Source organism: Cognaticolwellia aestuarii, from assembly GCF_002000025.1.
In the GTDB taxonomy this organism is placed as follows: domain Bacteria; phylum Pseudomonadota; class Gammaproteobacteria; order Enterobacterales; family Alteromonadaceae; genus Cognaticolwellia; species Cognaticolwellia aestuarii.
This window is the reverse complement of sequence record NZ_MUZV01000004.1, coordinates 128394-143786: the sequence shown is the minus strand read 5'-3', so window position 1 is coordinate 143786 and position 15393 is coordinate 128394. Positions and strand designations below refer to the sequence as shown.

15 protein-coding genes and 1 other RNA gene are annotated in these 15393 nt (G+C 38.1%); 12 read left to right on the top strand and 4 right to left on the bottom strand.

The window, feature by feature from the left end:
- Position 1: 1 nt before the first annotated feature.
- Together B0169_RS07590 and pspF are read right to left on the bottom strand one after the other, a co-directional pair.
- Positions 2–1627 (bottom strand): ABC transporter substrate-binding protein, encoded by a 1626-nt coding sequence (locus B0169_RS07590; RefSeq protein WP_235838514.1) that lies wholly within the window; start codon positions 1625–1627, stop codon positions 2–4.
- Positions 1628–2722 carry a phage shock protein operon transcriptional activator gene (gene pspF, locus B0169_RS07585; protein WP_077285364.1) on the bottom strand — a complete coding sequence of 365 codons (1095 nt, stop codon included), beginning with the start codon at positions 2720–2722 and terminating at the stop codon, positions 1628–1630.
- Between the two features lie 190 nt (positions 2723–2912).
- Here pspF and pspA point away from each other — a divergent pair, with 190 nt between their 5' ends.
- The 12 genes from pspA to ffs all read left to right on the top strand — a co-directional run bounded on the left by pspA (position 2913) and on the right by ffs (position 12438).
- The gene (pspA, locus tag B0169_RS07580) at positions 2913–3584 is read left to right on the top strand and encodes a phage shock protein PspA (RefSeq protein WP_077285363.1); all 672 of its coding nucleotides are present in this window, start codon (positions 2913–2915) and stop codon (positions 3582–3584) included.
- A gap of 52 nt (positions 3585–3636) precedes the next feature.
- Positions 3637–3864 carry an envelope stress response membrane protein PspB gene (gene pspB / locus B0169_RS07575; protein WP_077285362.1) on the top strand — a complete coding sequence of 76 codons (228 nt, stop codon included), beginning with the start codon at positions 3637–3639 and terminating at the stop codon, positions 3862–3864.
- Entirely contained in the window at positions 3861–4340 is a 480-nt protein-coding gene (gene pspC / locus B0169_RS07570; protein WP_077285361.1) for an envelope stress response membrane protein PspC, read from the top strand. The genes pspB and pspC overlap by 4 nt, the downstream gene beginning before the upstream one ends.
- Before the next feature lie 194 nt (positions 4341–4534).
- Positions 4535–5965: a YcjX family GTP-binding protein gene (locus tag B0169_RS07565; RefSeq protein WP_077285360.1), complete on the top strand. Its 1431-nt coding sequence runs from the start codon at positions 4535–4537 to the stop codon at positions 5963–5965.
- Complete coding sequence (locus tag B0169_RS07560; protein ID WP_077285359.1) at positions 5962–6975, top strand: YcjF family protein; 1014 nt, start codon at positions 5962–5964, stop codon at positions 6973–6975. The genes B0169_RS07565 and B0169_RS07560 overlap by 4 nt, the downstream gene beginning before the upstream one ends.
- Before the next feature lie 208 nt (positions 6976–7183).
- Positions 7184–7996, top strand: a complete 813-nt coding sequence (phhA, locus tag B0169_RS07555; RefSeq protein WP_077285358.1) for a phenylalanine 4-monooxygenase — start codon at positions 7184–7186, stop codon at positions 7994–7996.
- Positions 7997–8007: 11 nt separating this feature from the next.
- Positions 8008–8346 (top strand): 4a-hydroxytetrahydrobiopterin dehydratase, encoded by a 339-nt coding sequence (locus tag B0169_RS07550; RefSeq protein WP_077285357.1) that lies wholly within the window; start codon positions 8008–8010, stop codon positions 8344–8346.
- A 112-nt stretch (positions 8347–8458) separates the two neighbouring features.
- Positions 8459–10009: a transcriptional regulator TyrR gene (gene tyrR, locus B0169_RS07545; RefSeq protein ID WP_077285356.1), complete on the top strand. Its 1551-nt coding sequence runs from the start codon at positions 8459–8461 to the stop codon at positions 10007–10009.
- Positions 10010–10068: 59 nt separating this feature from the next.
- Positions 10069–10710, top strand: a complete 642-nt coding sequence (gene maiA, locus B0169_RS07540; protein WP_077285355.1) for a maleylacetoacetate isomerase — start codon at positions 10069–10071, stop codon at positions 10708–10710.
- 79 nt (positions 10711–10789) lie between these two features.
- On the top strand, positions 10790–11653 hold the full coding sequence (locus B0169_RS07535) for a DUF3014 domain-containing protein (protein WP_077285354.1): 864 nt from the start codon (positions 10790–10792) through the stop codon (positions 11651–11653).
- Positions 11654–11655: 2 nt separating this feature from the next.
- Positions 11656–12252 (top strand): 1-acyl-sn-glycerol-3-phosphate acyltransferase, encoded by a 597-nt coding sequence (locus B0169_RS07530; protein WP_077285353.1) that lies wholly within the window; start codon positions 11656–11658, stop codon positions 12250–12252.
- Positions 12253–12341: 89 nt separating this feature from the next.
- An RNA gene (ffs, locus tag B0169_RS07525) (signal recognition particle sRNA small type) lies at positions 12342–12438 on the top strand.
- A 612-nt stretch (positions 12439–13050) separates the two neighbouring features.
- On the opposite strand, the gene B0169_RS07520 is transcribed toward ffs, so the two are convergent.
- Entirely contained in the window at positions 13051–14880 is a 1830-nt protein-coding gene (locus B0169_RS07520) for an SLC13 family permease (RefSeq protein ID WP_077285352.1), read from the bottom strand.
- A 175-nt stretch (positions 14881–15055) separates the two neighbouring features.
- Positions 15056–15316, bottom strand: a complete 261-nt coding sequence (locus B0169_RS07515) for a late competence development ComFB family protein (RefSeq protein ID WP_077285351.1) — start codon at positions 15314–15316, stop codon at positions 15056–15058.
- Positions 15317–15393: the final 77 nt, after the last annotated feature.

The following is a 15393-nucleotide window of genomic DNA, read 5'->3' as shown; positions in this document are numbered from 1 at the left end:
ATTAGTTTTTAGTAACCCCATTAAAGTCGATTCCGCCTATTGAGCGTAATAGGGTGCCGTTTATATTGTTGGCTCTTGCTTGGTACCTTTTAGAGTGGGCAATAGGAATTAAAGGTACTTCCTCATTAATCAATTTCAACGCCTTTGAATAATAGGCTTTCCTACTATTAATGTTGTTGGTCTGTAAAGCACTTTGGATCAGCTGATCAAATTCTTCATTACACCAAAAGGTTCGATTACTCCCCGTAACTGCTGATGCGCAGCTAAGCAATGTTGAAAAAAAGTTATCGGGATCAGGGTGATCAGCAGACCAACCTAACAATACACTTTGGTGTTCACCTTCGGAAATTTTTCGTAAAAAGGTCGACCACTCGTAATCAAAGACAATTTCGACATCAACCCCTATTTTTTGTAAATCAGCTTGGATTAACTTTGCCATAGTGACAGCATCCGGGTTATAAGCTCGTTGCACAGGCATCGCCCATAAGTTCATTGAAAATCCATTGCTATAACCTGCCTCTGCTAACAATGCTTGAGCTTTTGTAATCGAGTACTCTTGACTTGTGATTGTTGAATCATAGGCCCAAGAAGAATTTGGGATCAAACCATCGGCAATTTCTGCTTGCCCAGTGTAAACGGTTTCTAGAATTGCTTGTTTATTTATTGCGTAAGATATTGCTTTTCTTACTAGTGGATCATTAAAGGGAGGTTTACTGGTATTAAAACCAAAATAGCCAACATTAAAAGATGTCACAGACTCTAAAGTAAGGTTAGGGTGTTGCTTAATTTTTTCATGAGCAATTGGGTAGGCAATTATATCGCATTCGCCGGCTAGGAGTTTTGTTAAACGGCCGGTGTCTCGAGGTGTGATATCAAAAACCAACTGTTTAAGATCAGACTTTCCACGCCAATAGTTAGCGTGAGGTTCATAACGAATAAATGCTCCAGAGCTATATTGCTTAAATTTGAATGGCCCCGTACCAATTGGCAGTATATCAATTTCTTGCATCGTGTTTAGTTCCACTAATTCATCGGCATATTCTTTGGATAAAATAACCGCTGAATTACCGCCAATATTAGCGAGAAATGAACTATCTGAATGCGATAGCTGGAAACGAATAGTGTACTCATTAATTTTCTCGATATTATCAATTAAATCAACGAGCTGAGCATTTTGGAAAAAAGGGTATTTACCACCAGAAACCGGGTAATATAAGTGATTTTCATCAAGCATACGGTTAAAACTGAATAAGACATCATCAGCGTTAAGATTGCGTGTGGGCGTAAAGTAAGCTGTTTGATGAAATTCAATGTCTTTGCGTAAATAGAAAGTTACCATTTTACCATCGCGAGTAACATGCCAGGATTTTGCGATAGCAGGAACAACTGAATTATCAGTAGGATTAAACTCTATTAAACGGTTATACAACTGATTGGCTGTTGCATCTATGGTGGTGCCAGAAGTAACGGTTTGAGGATTAAAGCTTTCAGGAGCGCCTTCACTGCAGTAAATAATACTTTTTTTGCTTAACGAAAGTGTTTCGCTTGAGTCACAACCTGTTAGCACTATGATAAACAGTGCTAAACAGTTGTAATAGGTAAATTTACAATAAGTCATAGTAAACATTTATTCTTCATCTGCACTACTTGAATCCAGTAAATTATATTTTTTTAAGTAGCCTCTTAATTGATGATAGGTTAATTCTAAGGCATCGGCTGTTTTCTTTTGATTATATTGGCAATTAGCGAGTGCCGACTTGATTAAATCGACCTCGTAGTCTTGCGATAAAGTCTTCAATGACAATGGAAATTGTAAAGTGTTGACCTGAGGTTTGTTTTGCTGCGCTACCTTGTGCGTTGGTTCAAGGCTTTTCTCAACAGTTTCAACTGCTGGTGTAGTGATGATCCTGTCTTGAGTTTTAATGCGTTTAGATGGACGGTATGGAGATTCAAATGGATCAATAACCAGTTCATGAACTGGCAAATGAGGGTTATTGCAGCGATAAACACTACGTTCTACAACATTTTTTAATTCACGAATGTTGCCAGGCCAATGATACTCAAGCAGGGCACGCTTGGCCTTCTCGGTAAAACCGCTAAAAAGTTCAAACTCGAGCTCACGTGCCATGTTAATGGCAAAATGTTCGGCTAACACAAGAATGTCGTCTAGGCGCTCTCGTAATGGTGGAAGTGTTATTACATCAAAGGCTAATCTATCAAGTAAATCTGCTCTAAACTCTCCTGCGGCTGCCATTGAAGGTAAATCCTCATTAGTTGCTGCAACGAGACGTGCGTTGGTTTTAATGGTTCTTGAACCACCAACTCGTTCAAATTCACCGTACTCAACAACACGTAATAACTTTTCTTGGATTAAACCTGAAGTATTAGCAATTTCGTCTAAAAATAATGTGCCATTATCTGCACGCTCAAAGCGACCTTCATGTCGTTTACTTGCACCAGTAAATGCGCCACTGTCGTAACCAAATAACTCACTTTCTAATAAATTTTCGTTTAATGCAGCACAATTAAGTTTTAAATAATTTTGATCCCAACGCTTTGATAAATAATGTAACCGTGCAGCAACAAGCTCTTTACCTGTTCCGCGCTCACCAATAATGAGTACAGGTTTACTTAAGGGGGCAATTTGAGAAATTTGCTCTAAAACTTCTAAAAAGTTATTAGATTGACCAATGAGGTTATCTTGTTGTTTGAAACGTGCCATTTACTGACCTAATAATTGGTTTTTTTCACTAACAAATAGTGTATTTCATTAATAGCTGAGATAGAAGTCTTTTTTTAATATAAATAAAAGCTTATTATTCATGCTGTTATCATGTTTTAAAAACTTGGCGCAAAACATGAATAGTAAAAACTAAGACAATTAACGTAATTTTTTGAACGAGGAAGTAATTATGGGTGTTTTTTCAAGGTTCACAGATATCATTAATTCTAATATTAACAACTTATTAGACAAAGCAGAAGATCCTGCAAAAATGGTGCGCTTGATCATACAAGAAATGGAAGACACGCTAGTTGAAGTTCGTTCTTCATCAGCAAAAACATTAGCAGATAAAAAAGAATTAGCACGCCAAGCCAGCCGATTTGAATCGGATGCAACACAATGGCAAGATAAAGCTGAACTAGCATTAAGCAAAGGCCGTGAAGATTTAGCGCGTGCAGCTTTAATGGAAAAGAAAAAGTGTCATGAAAGTGCAGAGTCGCTGCGTGATGAACTAGAGCACGTTGATGATCATATAGCAAAACTTCAAGACGAAATATCGCAATTACAAGACAAGTTAGCAGATGCAAAATCACGTCAGAAAGCGATTATTATGCGTGAGAAAACCGCTAGCTCTCGATTGAAAGTGAAGAAGAACATCGACAGTGATCGTGTTAATGATGCGTTAAGTCGCTTTGATCGCTATGAACGAAAAATTGATGATATTGAAGCACAAGTAGAATCTTATGATATGGGTAGTAAGTCGTTAGCTGATGAAATTGCTGATTTAGCCTCTGATGAAAAAGTTGATGATGAACTTGCGGCACTAAAAGCTAAAATGAATTCAGAAACTAAGAAAAAATAATTAGACGTTAACAACGCATGCCTTGAATTAGGTGCAAGTAAGGGGAAGTATTGTGGAAGAGATTATTATCGCTCCAGTTATTATATTCATGATAGTAGTGGCGCCTATTTGGTTGATTTTACACTATCGTAGTAAACGACAAATTAGTCAGGGCTTTAGTGAAGAAGAGTATATTCAGTTGTCAGAACTGTCAGAGCTCGCTGATAAAATGGCTGACAGGATCAAAACTTTAGAAGCTATTTTAGATGCTGAAACGCCGGAGTGGAGAAATAAATTATGACCAGTAAAGGCCGAGGTGAGTTATATCGAAATACGAGCCAAGGAAAAATAGCCGGAGTGTGCGCAGGTATTGCAGATTACTTTGGCTGGGAAACTTGGCTGGTGCGTATATTGGTAGTTTCAGGTGTATTGTTAGGCATGGGGTGGTTTATTGTTATCTATATTGCTGCATGGTTTATATTAGATAAAAAGTCTGGCAATACTGCGAATGTTAACCGTAATGGAGCAAAAGCGAATAATAATGGCCATGCACAAACAGCGCAGCAACGTACCGCGAAGCAACAGGGCTTTGATGAAGATATTACGAATGAATCGATTAAAGTGAAGTCAAGGGTTTGGCAAGCAGGAGAGCCGCCCAAGCAAGCTTTTCATGATATTAGACGTAAATTCAAAACCTTAGAGCTAGAATTACAAGTTATTGAACGTTATGTAACATCGCCCGAATTCACGGTTTCACGAGAAATAAATAAGTTATAAATAAAAGCGGCCAAGCCGCTTTTTTATTGGCAAAATTTTATTAATAAGTCAGATAAATTACTGTTATCAAAACTTAAAAAACGCTAGTATCAAAGCTAATAAGCGTATTGTTAAGTCGACTTTTTCTTGTTGTACTGCACGTAACAATCAATGTTCACCTTCAACGCATGTAGAATTCAAAATAGCATCCAACTATGTCATTTATTAATCAAGCAAAACTAAAAAAATTAAAACAAAAAGCCAGTGATATTGTTAATCGCTCTATCGACCAACACGTAACACTTGCTGTCACTGGTTTAAGTCGTAGTGGTAAAACTGCTTTCATAACTTCTCTGGTGAACCAATTATTAAATGAAGGTAATAATTCACAATTGAGCTTTTTTAATGTAGTTCATGAAGGCCGTTATATTGCGGCAAAACGAGTACCACAAAAGCATCTTCATATTCCACGATTTGAATATGATGGCGCGTTTTCAGCTTTGTGTCAGTCACCACCACAATGGCCAAAACCCACCAATGGTATTAGTGAGTTACGTTTAGCCGTTCGTTATCAGCCAAAAGATTCTTTACTAAAGTATGCGACGGGTTCAGCTACGTTATATATTGATATTACAGATTACCCTGGCGAGTGGTTGCTTGATTTACCTATGTTGTCATTGACCTTTGAAGAATGGTCAAAACAAACTACGGCGTTACTTAATCAAGCCCCCAGAAATGCCCATGCACAAGAATTTCTTGACAAATTAGCCGACTTTGATCCTTTTGCCAGTGTCGACGAAAGCGTATTAGCACAATTATCGCAAGAGTATACAGAACTGCTATTACTTTTCCGCCATCAACTGGGCTTATCTGTTATTCAACCTGGGCGTTTTATTTTGCCGGGGGAGTTAGAAGACGCGCCAATTTTGCAGTTTTTTCCTTATAGTGGTTTTGATGATATTGACAGTAATGATTATCAAAATGCTAAAGATGATTGCTACATTGGTATGCTACGAGCACGTTTTATTGAATACAAAGAACGCGTTGTTCGTCGTTTCTATAAAGAGCACTTTATTAATTTCGATCGACAAATAGTTCTCGCTGACTGTTTAACACCACTAAACAATGGCCCAGAAAGTTTTGCTGACTTACAAAACGCCATGGCGATGATCATGGAAAGTTTTCAATATGGACAATCGAGTATATTTTCACGGTTGTTTTCACCAAAAATTGATCGACTACTGTTTGCGGCAACTAAGGCAGACCATGTTACACCTGAACAACATAGTAACTTGGTTTCACTGTTAAATAAGCTGGTTTTTCAAACCAAGCAGCAATTAAGCTTCGATGCAATCAAGATGAAAACCATTGCTATCGCTTCCGTGAAGGCAACGCAAGTGGGTAAAAGCCAGTACCAAGGACGTAGCATTCCCGTGATTAAAGGTCGGCAATTAACGAACGATCAAATGATTACTTTATTTCCAGGTACTGTTCCTGCGAGTATTCCAGCGCTTGATTATTGGCAAAAACAGGCATTTAACTATATCGCTTTTTCACCAATAAGCTCAGCTAATAAAGAAGAGTGCTTACCACACCTTAGAATGGATCAAATGTTACAGTTTTTGTTGGGAGATAAATTAAAATGATTGAGCATAAAGAAAAGTACCAACAACAAATATTGTTTGATGATGTTGATACTACCGATGAGAAAATAAAAGAAAACACACCACAAATAATTGTTAATGAGCAAGACTGGGCAAGCGATGAAAAAATAGAGAAAGTCGATGATGATTTAGTGCCAGAAGCTAGAAAACCAAGTTGGCTTTGGCGTACACTCGGTGTAGTTTTTATTACTTTAGTGGCTGTTGAAACAACACAATTTTTTATGGCTGGCTTTAGTCAGTCGCCAATCATTGCGAGTTTATATGCTATTTTATTAGCGGGCTTATCAGTTGTTTGTGGGCGTAGTATTTGGCGTGAATGGTCAGGGTTGAGACAATTTAAATCTCAACAGCACCTTAAACAACATGCACAAAATATTTTCAATGAAGCGGGTGATATAGATGCCGTGAGTCTTTGTGAAAAAATCTCTCAACGTTTACCTAGCGATTTAGCCGAAGTTGACCAAGGAGCTTGGCATAACTTAAAACTTGAAGAATACAATGACGTTGAAATCATGCAATTATATTCACGTAAGGTTTTGTCGCAGGTAGATCAAAAAGCACTCAAAGAAATTGCCAAGTTCTCCTCTGAGTCAGTTGTTTTAGTTGCGCTAAGCCCGATTGCTATTCTTGATATGTTGCTGATGCTGTGGCGAAATTTACGTTTAGTGAATAAAATAGCCGCTTTATATGGCTTAAAGCTGAGTTATTGGAGTCGGATAAAGTTAATTAAGCAAGTTATTGTCAATATGGCCTACGCTGGCGCGAGTGAATTAGTTGCAGATTTAGGTGCTGATCTGCTTGGTGCTGAGCTATTAGGTAAATTATCTGCACGCATGGCACAAGGGCTTGGGGCTGGCATGTTAACGGCTAGATTAGGATTAAAGGCTATGCACTTGTGTCGACCCATCCCTTTTGCTGATGATGCGCCTAAACTTGGCCATATACGTCAAAAAATAGTTCATCAAGTACAACAACTCGTAAAGAAAGCATAGTATGCCTTTGAAAATAAAGATTAAGTTTTAAATTTTACAGTTAGATGTAACACAAATTTTACACTCTTTTGTTCTGGTTGAAAAATAGCCACTTTGAAAGTAGTGCTTTTTCTAGTGTTGTTGCCTTACTATTGGAACACAACAGTTGTTCTAAATATCAAAATAACATGAATAAAAAATTTGATATTCACTAAGTAAGGTTAACACAATGGCGAAGGCGACTAAGTATGTTTCAAAAGTTGCAGATGAACAGGGCAATATCGTTTGGTCAGCAGCAGAAAATAAAATTTGGCAAGCGTTAATAACTCGACAATTGTCAACAGTACATGACACAGCGTGTGATGAATTCATTGAAGGTTTGAGTAAGTTAAATCTTCCGCAAGACCGTATTCCACAATTAGAAGAAGTTAGTACCGTATTACGAGCGACAACCGGTTGGAGCTGTGAGCCTGTACCAGCACTTATTGGTTTTGGTGAGTTTTTCCGTTTGTTATCAGAGCGGAAGTTCCCCGTTGCGACATTTATCCGTTCGCAAGAAGAGTTTGATTATCTGCAGGAGCCAGATATATTTCATGAAATATATGGTCACTGTCCATTATTGACTAATGAATCTTTCGCTAACTACACCCAAGCCTATGGCATGATGGGCTTAAATGCATCGAAAGAAGATCGCGTGTTTTTAGCCCGCTTATACTGGTTTACTGTTGAGTTTGGTTTATTAAATACGCCCAAAGGCTTACGTGTATATGGCGGTGGTATATTGTCTTCACCAAGCGAAACTGAATATGCGCTCAATGATAAAAATGTCGAAAGAAAGCCACTCGATGTTCTAGACGTTTTACGAACTCAATATCGTATTGATATTATGCAGCCAATATATTTTATGCTTACTAAGGTTAGTGATCTTGATGATATACGAAAATTAGAAGTAGAAGATATTATGGCATTAGTAGAGCAAGCAAAAGTAATGGGCTTACATCCAGCTAAATTTGAATTAAAAACAACCTCAAAAGCGAGTTAAAGGAATTTTTTATGAGCGGTGAATTATCCAATCAACAATGTGAAGCATGCCAAGTTGACGCACCTAAAGTGAGTGACGACGAGTTAGCAAGTCTTTTAGCGCAAATACCGGACTGGGTACCGGCAGTAAATAATGGCGTGATGATGCTAGAGCGTGTATATAAATTTAAAAATTATAAATTAGCTTGGGCTTTTGCAAATAAAGTTTCAGAATTAGCAGAAGAAGAGTTTCACCATCCTGCTATTTTACTGGAGTGGGGAAAAGTTAAAGTTACTTGGTGGACCCATGCTATTAAAGGGCTACATAAAAATGACTTTATTTGTGCAGCAAAAACAGATCAACTTCTGTAACGTTTGCTTACAACAATAATGACTAGCCCCCTGTTACAGGGGGCTTTTTTTTGTTGTAAAAAATAGTTTACAATAGCCTTACTGGATTTTGTTGTTTGCTTGAGGTTAATAAATGCGTTTAGAAATTGGGTGTCATGACCGAGTTGGTATTGCACAAAGTGTGTTAGCAATATTTGTTGACCGTGGCATTGATCTGCGCGGTATTGAATTAAAACAACCCGGGAAAATCTTTATTAATATACCCGACTTAGCGTTTTCTGAGTTACAAGATTTTATGCCGCAGTTACGTTTAATTGACGGTGTTTTAGATGTTAAAACTACGCCTTACATGCCGTCTGAGCGTGAGCGAAATGAATTTGAAACCTTAGTTAAAACCTTTCCTGATCCCTTCATTTCCGTTGATAGCAAAGGCCAAATACGCATGGTTAATAATGCAGCAGCGCAAATTATGTGTGCTTCGTTGGAGCATATTATTGGCGAGCATGTTGGGCAATGGCTAAAAGGCTTTAATTTTACGCGTTGGCTCGATGGTGAAGAAGTATTGGCTCAAACTCGTCGCATTAAATTTCAAGAAGATGATTTTGTTGCTGATATTATTCCTATCCATGTTGCTGACGGTGATGAAGCACAAGTACTTGCTGGTGCAGTATTAATTCTGAAATCTGAAGCTAGATTGGGGCAACAAATTAGTGCGTTTAAGAAGGCAAGCGAAAATAATTTCGCTGGTATTCAAGCCAACAGTGGCGCAATGCGTAAATTAATACGTGAAGCCAAACGTATGGCTTTGCTGGATTCATCTATGTTGATTGTTGGTGAAACGGGTACCGGTAAAGAGCTATTAGCTCGAGCTTGTCATGCTGCTAGTGATCGTGCTGATAAGCCTTTTATGACACTAAGTTGTGCGGCATTGCCTGATGATGCTGCAGAAACAGAGCTTTTTGGCTCAGGTAAGGCTGGCGAAGTAAACAGCAAGCGCGGCATTTTTGAATCAGCTGACGGTGGCACTATATTTTTTGATGAAGTAGGTGAAATGTCAGCCAAACTGCAGACAAAAGTGTTGCGTGTTATTCAAGATGGTACTTTTAGGCGTATTGATGACGAAAAAGAAATAAAAGTTAATGTTCGTATTATTGGGTCAACCAACCGTGATTTACTCAGCATGGTTTCACTTGGCGAGTTTCGGGAAGACTTGTACTATCGACTAAATGTCTTAGGTCTCAATATTCCATCATTACGTGAGCGACGAGCAGATATTGTTCCATTAGCGGAACTTTTTGTTGCTAAATTTGGTCAACGTATTGGTAAAACACATATTTCTTTTGATAAAGAATGTCTTGAGTTTATTGAACACTACCCTTGGCCGGGTAATGTTAGGCAACTTGAAAATGTCTTGATAAGAGCGGTATCGTTAATTGAAGGTAATATCATTATGACTTCGCATCTACAATTACCGGCATATACGCGAGAGCATGGTTATTTAGAGCAAGATTTTGAAGGTACCTTAGACGCTGCAGTGAAAAACTTTGAAGCTGACTTATTACGAAAATTGTATCCGGCCTACCCAAGTACCCGACAATTAGCCAAAAAGTTAGGTCTTAGCCACACGGCGATTGCCAACAAATTACGTGATTACGATATTAATAAGAAAACCGTTAAAATTTAACCTAGAGCAGGCTAATATGCTGATATTAGCCTCTCAGTAACATGATTTGAGTATTAAAAATGAAATTATATGGTTATTGGCGTTCATCTGCTGCCTATAGAGTTAGAATTGTGCTGCACTTAAAGAGTTTAGAGTTTGACTCTATTGCAGTACATTTGGTTAAAAATGGCGGTGAGCAGCACGATGATAGTTATACGCAATTGAACCCAACACACTTAGTACCAACCTTTGTTGATGATGACGTGGTATTACATCAATCGCTTGCTATCATTGAGTACCTCGATGATAAATATCCATCATCGCCTCTATACCCTGAGGATGTTGTCGCTAAAGCAAAAATAAAAGCATTAGCGCTGGATATTGCCTGCGAAATCCACCCAGTGAATAATTTGCGAGTACAACAATACCTAGCTAAACATTTATCAGCACAAGATAGTGATAAGTTGGCTTGGAGCCATCATTGGATGAAAATAGGATTTGAAGCTGTAGAGCAGCAACTAAAAGTTAATTCAGGCAAATATTGTTTTGGTGATAATATGACCATGGCTGATATTTGTTTAGTGCCACAAGTCTATAACGCCTATCGATTTAATCTTGATATGAGTGAATTTCCAAATATCCGCCGCGTGGCTGATAACTGTAATCAACACCCCGCATTTATTGCTGCATTACCTGAAAATCAAGCCGATGCACAACATTAATGTAAGATTTATATAAAGATAAATGTGTTCAATAATTATCATTTATTAGGTCATTAATTACAAAGAAATAAAGGTTATTATGTCAACTCAAAATGCTGAACAAAAACAAACACCTTGGGCGATTATTGCGATAATAATTGCCGCTATTTTAGCTTTAGTCGTCTATTATTATGTTATTGCTGAGGATGACAAAGTAGATGTTCCGGCAATTTCAACCACGCTAACTGAGCCGGTGCCGGAAATTGTACCAGAGGTCACTGAGCCGGAAGTTACTGAGCCAGAAGTTCCTGAAGAGCCAGTTATTGAAGATGTTGTTGAGCCAGAGCCAGAGCCAGAGGTCATATTACCCACTTTAGATGAAAGTGATAGCTGGTTTACAACTAAATTACCAGACTTAACTTGGCGAAAAGAGTTGCTTAAATTAATGGTAACTGATGATATTATTCGTCGTTTTGTGGTTTTTACAGATAACTTTAGCCAAGGCACCTTAGCTTATGAGCACACGCCATTAGTAACGCCTAATGTTAAATTTACTGCGATAGAGGCTGAAAGTGATAATGGCGCTAAATGGCAATGGGATGAGAGTAGCACACGTCGTTTCACCCTTTATGTTGACTTATTACGCTCTATGGACAGTGAGATGCTAATTCAATGGTACATTGAGTTAAAGCCATTGATTGATCAGGCATATAGCGAGCTAGGCTATCCAGATGATGACTTCACGGAAGTTTTACATGGGGCAATTACAAAGGTTTTGGATATGGAGATCCCTAAAGCTCAACCTGAATTGGAGCGACCTAGCGTTATGTATAAATATAAAGATGAATCTTTAGAGTCTTTAGATGATGCAGAGAAACTTTTACTTAGATTAGGAAAAGAGAATTTACTTGTCATCAAATCTGTACTGTTAGAAATTAATGAAAAGCTAGCTAGAGCCCGTTAATTTTGAAAAAAACACTAAAAATGCCCGTTGTGCCGGTTAATGTTCCAAGACGTAATTATGGCGTATTGGGGCGAGTAGCAAGAAAAGTTCTACTGCTCAGAGGTTGGAAAATTTGTGGCGAGCTTCCACAGCAAGATAAATTTATACTCGCCGTTGCTCCACATACTTCAAATTGGGATTTTTTTATTGGTATTGCTGCGATGTTTTCATTAAACCTCAAGGTATCATTTTTTGGCAAGGCGAGTATTTTTCGTTGGCCGGTAAAGTCATTATTAGAATCAATCGGTGGTATTGCTGTTGATCGTAGCCATAGTCATGGCGTTGTTGGGCAAATAGTGGAAACCTTTAATCAAAGTGATAAATTTATTTTAGGTTTAGCGCCAGAAGGTACACGCAGTAAAACAGTTGAATGGAAAACGGGCTTTTTGCATATCGCCAAGCAAGCTCAAGTACCTGTTGTGCCGGTTAGTTTTGATTTTGCTAAAAAAGAAGTAAGATTTCATCTTGGGGTCAAGATAACAAGGGAGATCAACCAAGAATTGATCGAATTTAAGCAAGTGTTTTCTAATGTTTGTGCAAAAAATCCCCAAGCAGTCTAATTTTAACAACTAGCGCTTGCAACTGGGCTATTGATTAGCGATAATTCGCGCCGCGCTAAAGAGATTCTTAAGCGCTTCTATGGTGACCCTTTTGGTCCCTTCGCAATGATACTCTGTGAACTCGGCCAGGTCCGGAAGGAAGCAACCGCAGCAGACGACTCATGTGCCGGAGTGTGGCTATTAGGGTTGCCACCCAATATATTCGTTATTCTAACTGCCTCTTTAGTAACTTCAACGAACACATCACTATTTTTATTTGGCTTTTTTAATGTTTTCTTAAGCTAGTACTTTTCTGCCGTATCATGCTTATAATCATCGTTACCAACACAGACTTTGTTGTTAATTAAAGTAGTGATACAGCGTATTATTGACGCTATAACGCTACAGGCATGAGACAAGTTGACAAAATACTGTATTATACCAATTACACTAATAAGCTGAACATTTTTCACGGTCTAAATGAATAAAAGCTGCGTTATTTATTTTATATATAGAACAACTATATAGAGAAATAAATGCCTTGATTTTATCCATTTATCCTCACTACAAAATTGGTCACATTATTAATGTAAATGGTATTAGTTGATTACAGCCACTGGTTGGCTATTGCCAATAGCAAAGTCCATTATCATTTTCTAAACGTATTCTATACGAAATGAAAGGCATAGGTTTACTGAGCATTAGAGTTTTAAGTCGGTATTTTATAATTTTCCCAGATTGACGTATAAGTTAAGGCAACTGAGCTAAATATCTGTAGTTAAACAGCTTTATTATATAGGTAATGAAAATTTTTATTTTTTATAAATACAGCCAAATTAACAATAAAGATAGTGTTACCCACATTAACAAAATAAGTGGGATCCCAATACGCATAAAATCAGAGAACTTATAGCCGCCAGCATTCATTACCAGCAAATTAGTTTTATATGCCATTGGCGTGGCATAACTTAAATTAGCGCCAAACAATACCGCTAAAATGAATGGCTCAGGTGAAAGGTTCAGCTGACTTGCAACTGAAATTGCTATAGGTGTACCAATCACCGCCGCGGCGTTGTTAGATACAATGTTAGTTAAGACAGCAAGTAACAACATTAAAGCAGATAACACGCCTCCAGGTGGCAAGCCATAGGATAAAGCAACAAATACCTGTGCGATATATTCGGCACCACCGGTCATCATCATTGCAGAGCCCAAGGCTAAAGATGCCGCAACAATTAAAATTACTTGTGTACTTAATGCTGAAGACGCTTCCTGCCAATCTAAACACTTAGTCAGTAACAAAACCAATACCCCACAAACTGAACTTATTTCAATGGGGACAATACCAAGTGCGGATGTTACAACTACCGCAAGCAACGTGCCCAAAGCTAGTGGGGCTTTTTTAGTTTGTGGAAGGGCTTCGGCGCCATCAATAATCAATAGTCCTGGTTTTAATTTTAGTAAATCTATTTGCTCAGACTCACCTTGTACAAGTAATACATCGCCGATCTGTAAACGAGTTTGCCCTATACCACTTCGACCTATTTCCATTGCCTTGCCTGCTCGGTGCAATGCCACAACAGAGATAGCATGTTTATTGATGAAGTTTGCCTGTTGTAATGTTCTGCCTTCAATACCAGAGCCAGCAATAATAACAATCTCGGCGAGCGTTTGCTTTTCAGCTTTCAACGGGTGTTCGTCGCTTACTTTGTGCAAACCAGAAAACAATGTGGCGCCTAATACGCTTTCATACTCTTTTAGTTTATCTGGGTAATCATGGACCTTTAATCTATCGCCCACGACAAGTACCGTATCAGGTAACGGCATGATACTGCGATAGTCAGGCCCTCGTTGGATGCCTTCAATTTTTAATTGACCATCGGTTAAAGCAATGACTTCAGTGATCGTTTTATCATTAATTGTACTCTCTTCATTAATATTGAGGTATGCACTGAATAAACGTGGTGAAGTATCAGGCATTGAAGATGTTCTGCTAGGTAATAGTTTTGGTGCAATAAGCCATAAGTAGAGTACCGCAACAACCGCTGCAATAAGTGCTGGCTGAGCAAAGTCAAACAAACCAAACTCTGCTGCTCCCATATTTTTTGCAATACTTACAACCAATAAGTTTGTCGAGGTGCCAATTGTTGTTGCCATTCCGCCGACTAACGTCGCGAGTCCCATTGGTAATAACATTGGAGACGAATCTGTTTTAGTGCGTAATGATACGCTGATCAAAATAGGCAATAATAATACAACGACAGGGGTGTTATTGATAAATGCACTTAACGCCCCAGCCAAGAGTAAGGTGATTAACAAAGAAAGAGTTGGGCTAATTTTCCACAATTTAGCTAAATATCTGCCTATTGGCTCTAGCGCTCCTGTACGGACAATACCGTGACCAATAATCATTAAAGAGCAAACCGTAACTAAAGCTTCATGGCCAAAGCCAAAAAATAGTGAGCTTGGTTCAAAATGTTCACCATCAATATAGAATGGGAATAAAGCAAACATTAAGCAAAGAACGGCGATAACAGCTAAAGAAGAGGTTTCTAAGGGAGTGTCTTCTCGACGAAATAAGTATAGCGCTAGCACGGTGATTAATAACACCGCTAAGGCATGATAATTGGGAAGTTCTGGAATATTCAAATGGCTACACCAAGTTAATTGAGTTATTGAGTCTCAAAAAGTTATAAGTAACTATAACTCGATTGTTTACTTTTAGAACAGTTTATTTTCAAGCTTATATTAAAAATACAAGCTTGAAGTTGCCCATTCATATTGAAAGGTATAGCCTCACAATTAACATAGTTAAACTGAGCTTTTAACTATGTTCTTTCATGAATTCTAGCGCTTTTGCTACAGCGACCTTAACATTGTTCTCCATTTCAAAACGTTCTGATGCGGGCAAGTAAAAAGCCATGTCAACTTCATGACGTATGTAGCGTGTAGGCAACTGATTTAATACCACACAAACTAAATCAGCGATAAACTCAGTATCATATTTATCTTCTAACTTTAATGCAGCAAAATGCTGAGAAACTAATTTCTCATAGTAGTTATGTATATCATCAGAAATTTTCATTTATGCAATCCTTATATAATAGCTATGTCGTTAAGCGTAATGCTAGTGCAATGAAAACACCAACATTTTTTGCTTGT

Coding starts and splice junctions, on each gene's coding strand:
- pspA (WP_077285363.1), top strand. CDS start 2,913: ATGGGTGTTTTTTCAAGGTTCACAGATATCATTAATTCTAATATTAAC.
- B0169_RS07535 (WP_077285354.1), top strand. CDS start 10,790: ATGTCAACTCAAAATGCTGAACAAAAACAAACACCTTGGGCGATTATT.
- tyrR (WP_077285356.1), top strand. CDS start 8,459: ATGCGTTTAGAAATTGGGTGTCATGACCGAGTTGGTATTGCACAAAGT.
- pspF (WP_077285364.1), bottom strand. CDS start 2,722: ATGGCACGTTTCAAACAACAAGATAACCTCATTGGTCAATCTAATAAC.
- B0169_RS07515 (WP_077285351.1), bottom strand. CDS start 15,316: ATGAAAATTTCTGATGATATACATAACTACTATGAGAAATTAGTTTCT.
- B0169_RS07550 (WP_077285357.1), top strand. CDS start 8,008: ATGAGCGGTGAATTATCCAATCAACAATGTGAAGCATGCCAAGTTGAC.
- B0169_RS07565 (WP_077285360.1), top strand. CDS start 4,535: ATGTCATTTATTAATCAAGCAAAACTAAAAAAATTAAAACAAAAAGCC.
- B0169_RS07560 (WP_077285359.1), top strand. CDS start 5,962: ATGATTGAGCATAAAGAAAAGTACCAACAACAAATATTGTTTGATGAT.
- maiA (WP_077285355.1), top strand. CDS start 10,069: ATGAAATTATATGGTTATTGGCGTTCATCTGCTGCCTATAGAGTTAGA.
- B0169_RS07590 (WP_235838514.1), bottom strand. CDS start 1,627: ATGTTTACTATGACTTATTGTAAATTTACCTATTACAACTGTTTAGCA.
- phhA (WP_077285358.1), top strand. CDS start 7,184: ATGGCGAAGGCGACTAAGTATGTTTCAAAAGTTGCAGATGAACAGGGC.
- pspC (WP_077285361.1), top strand. CDS start 3,861: ATGACCAGTAAAGGCCGAGGTGAGTTATATCGAAATACGAGCCAAGGA.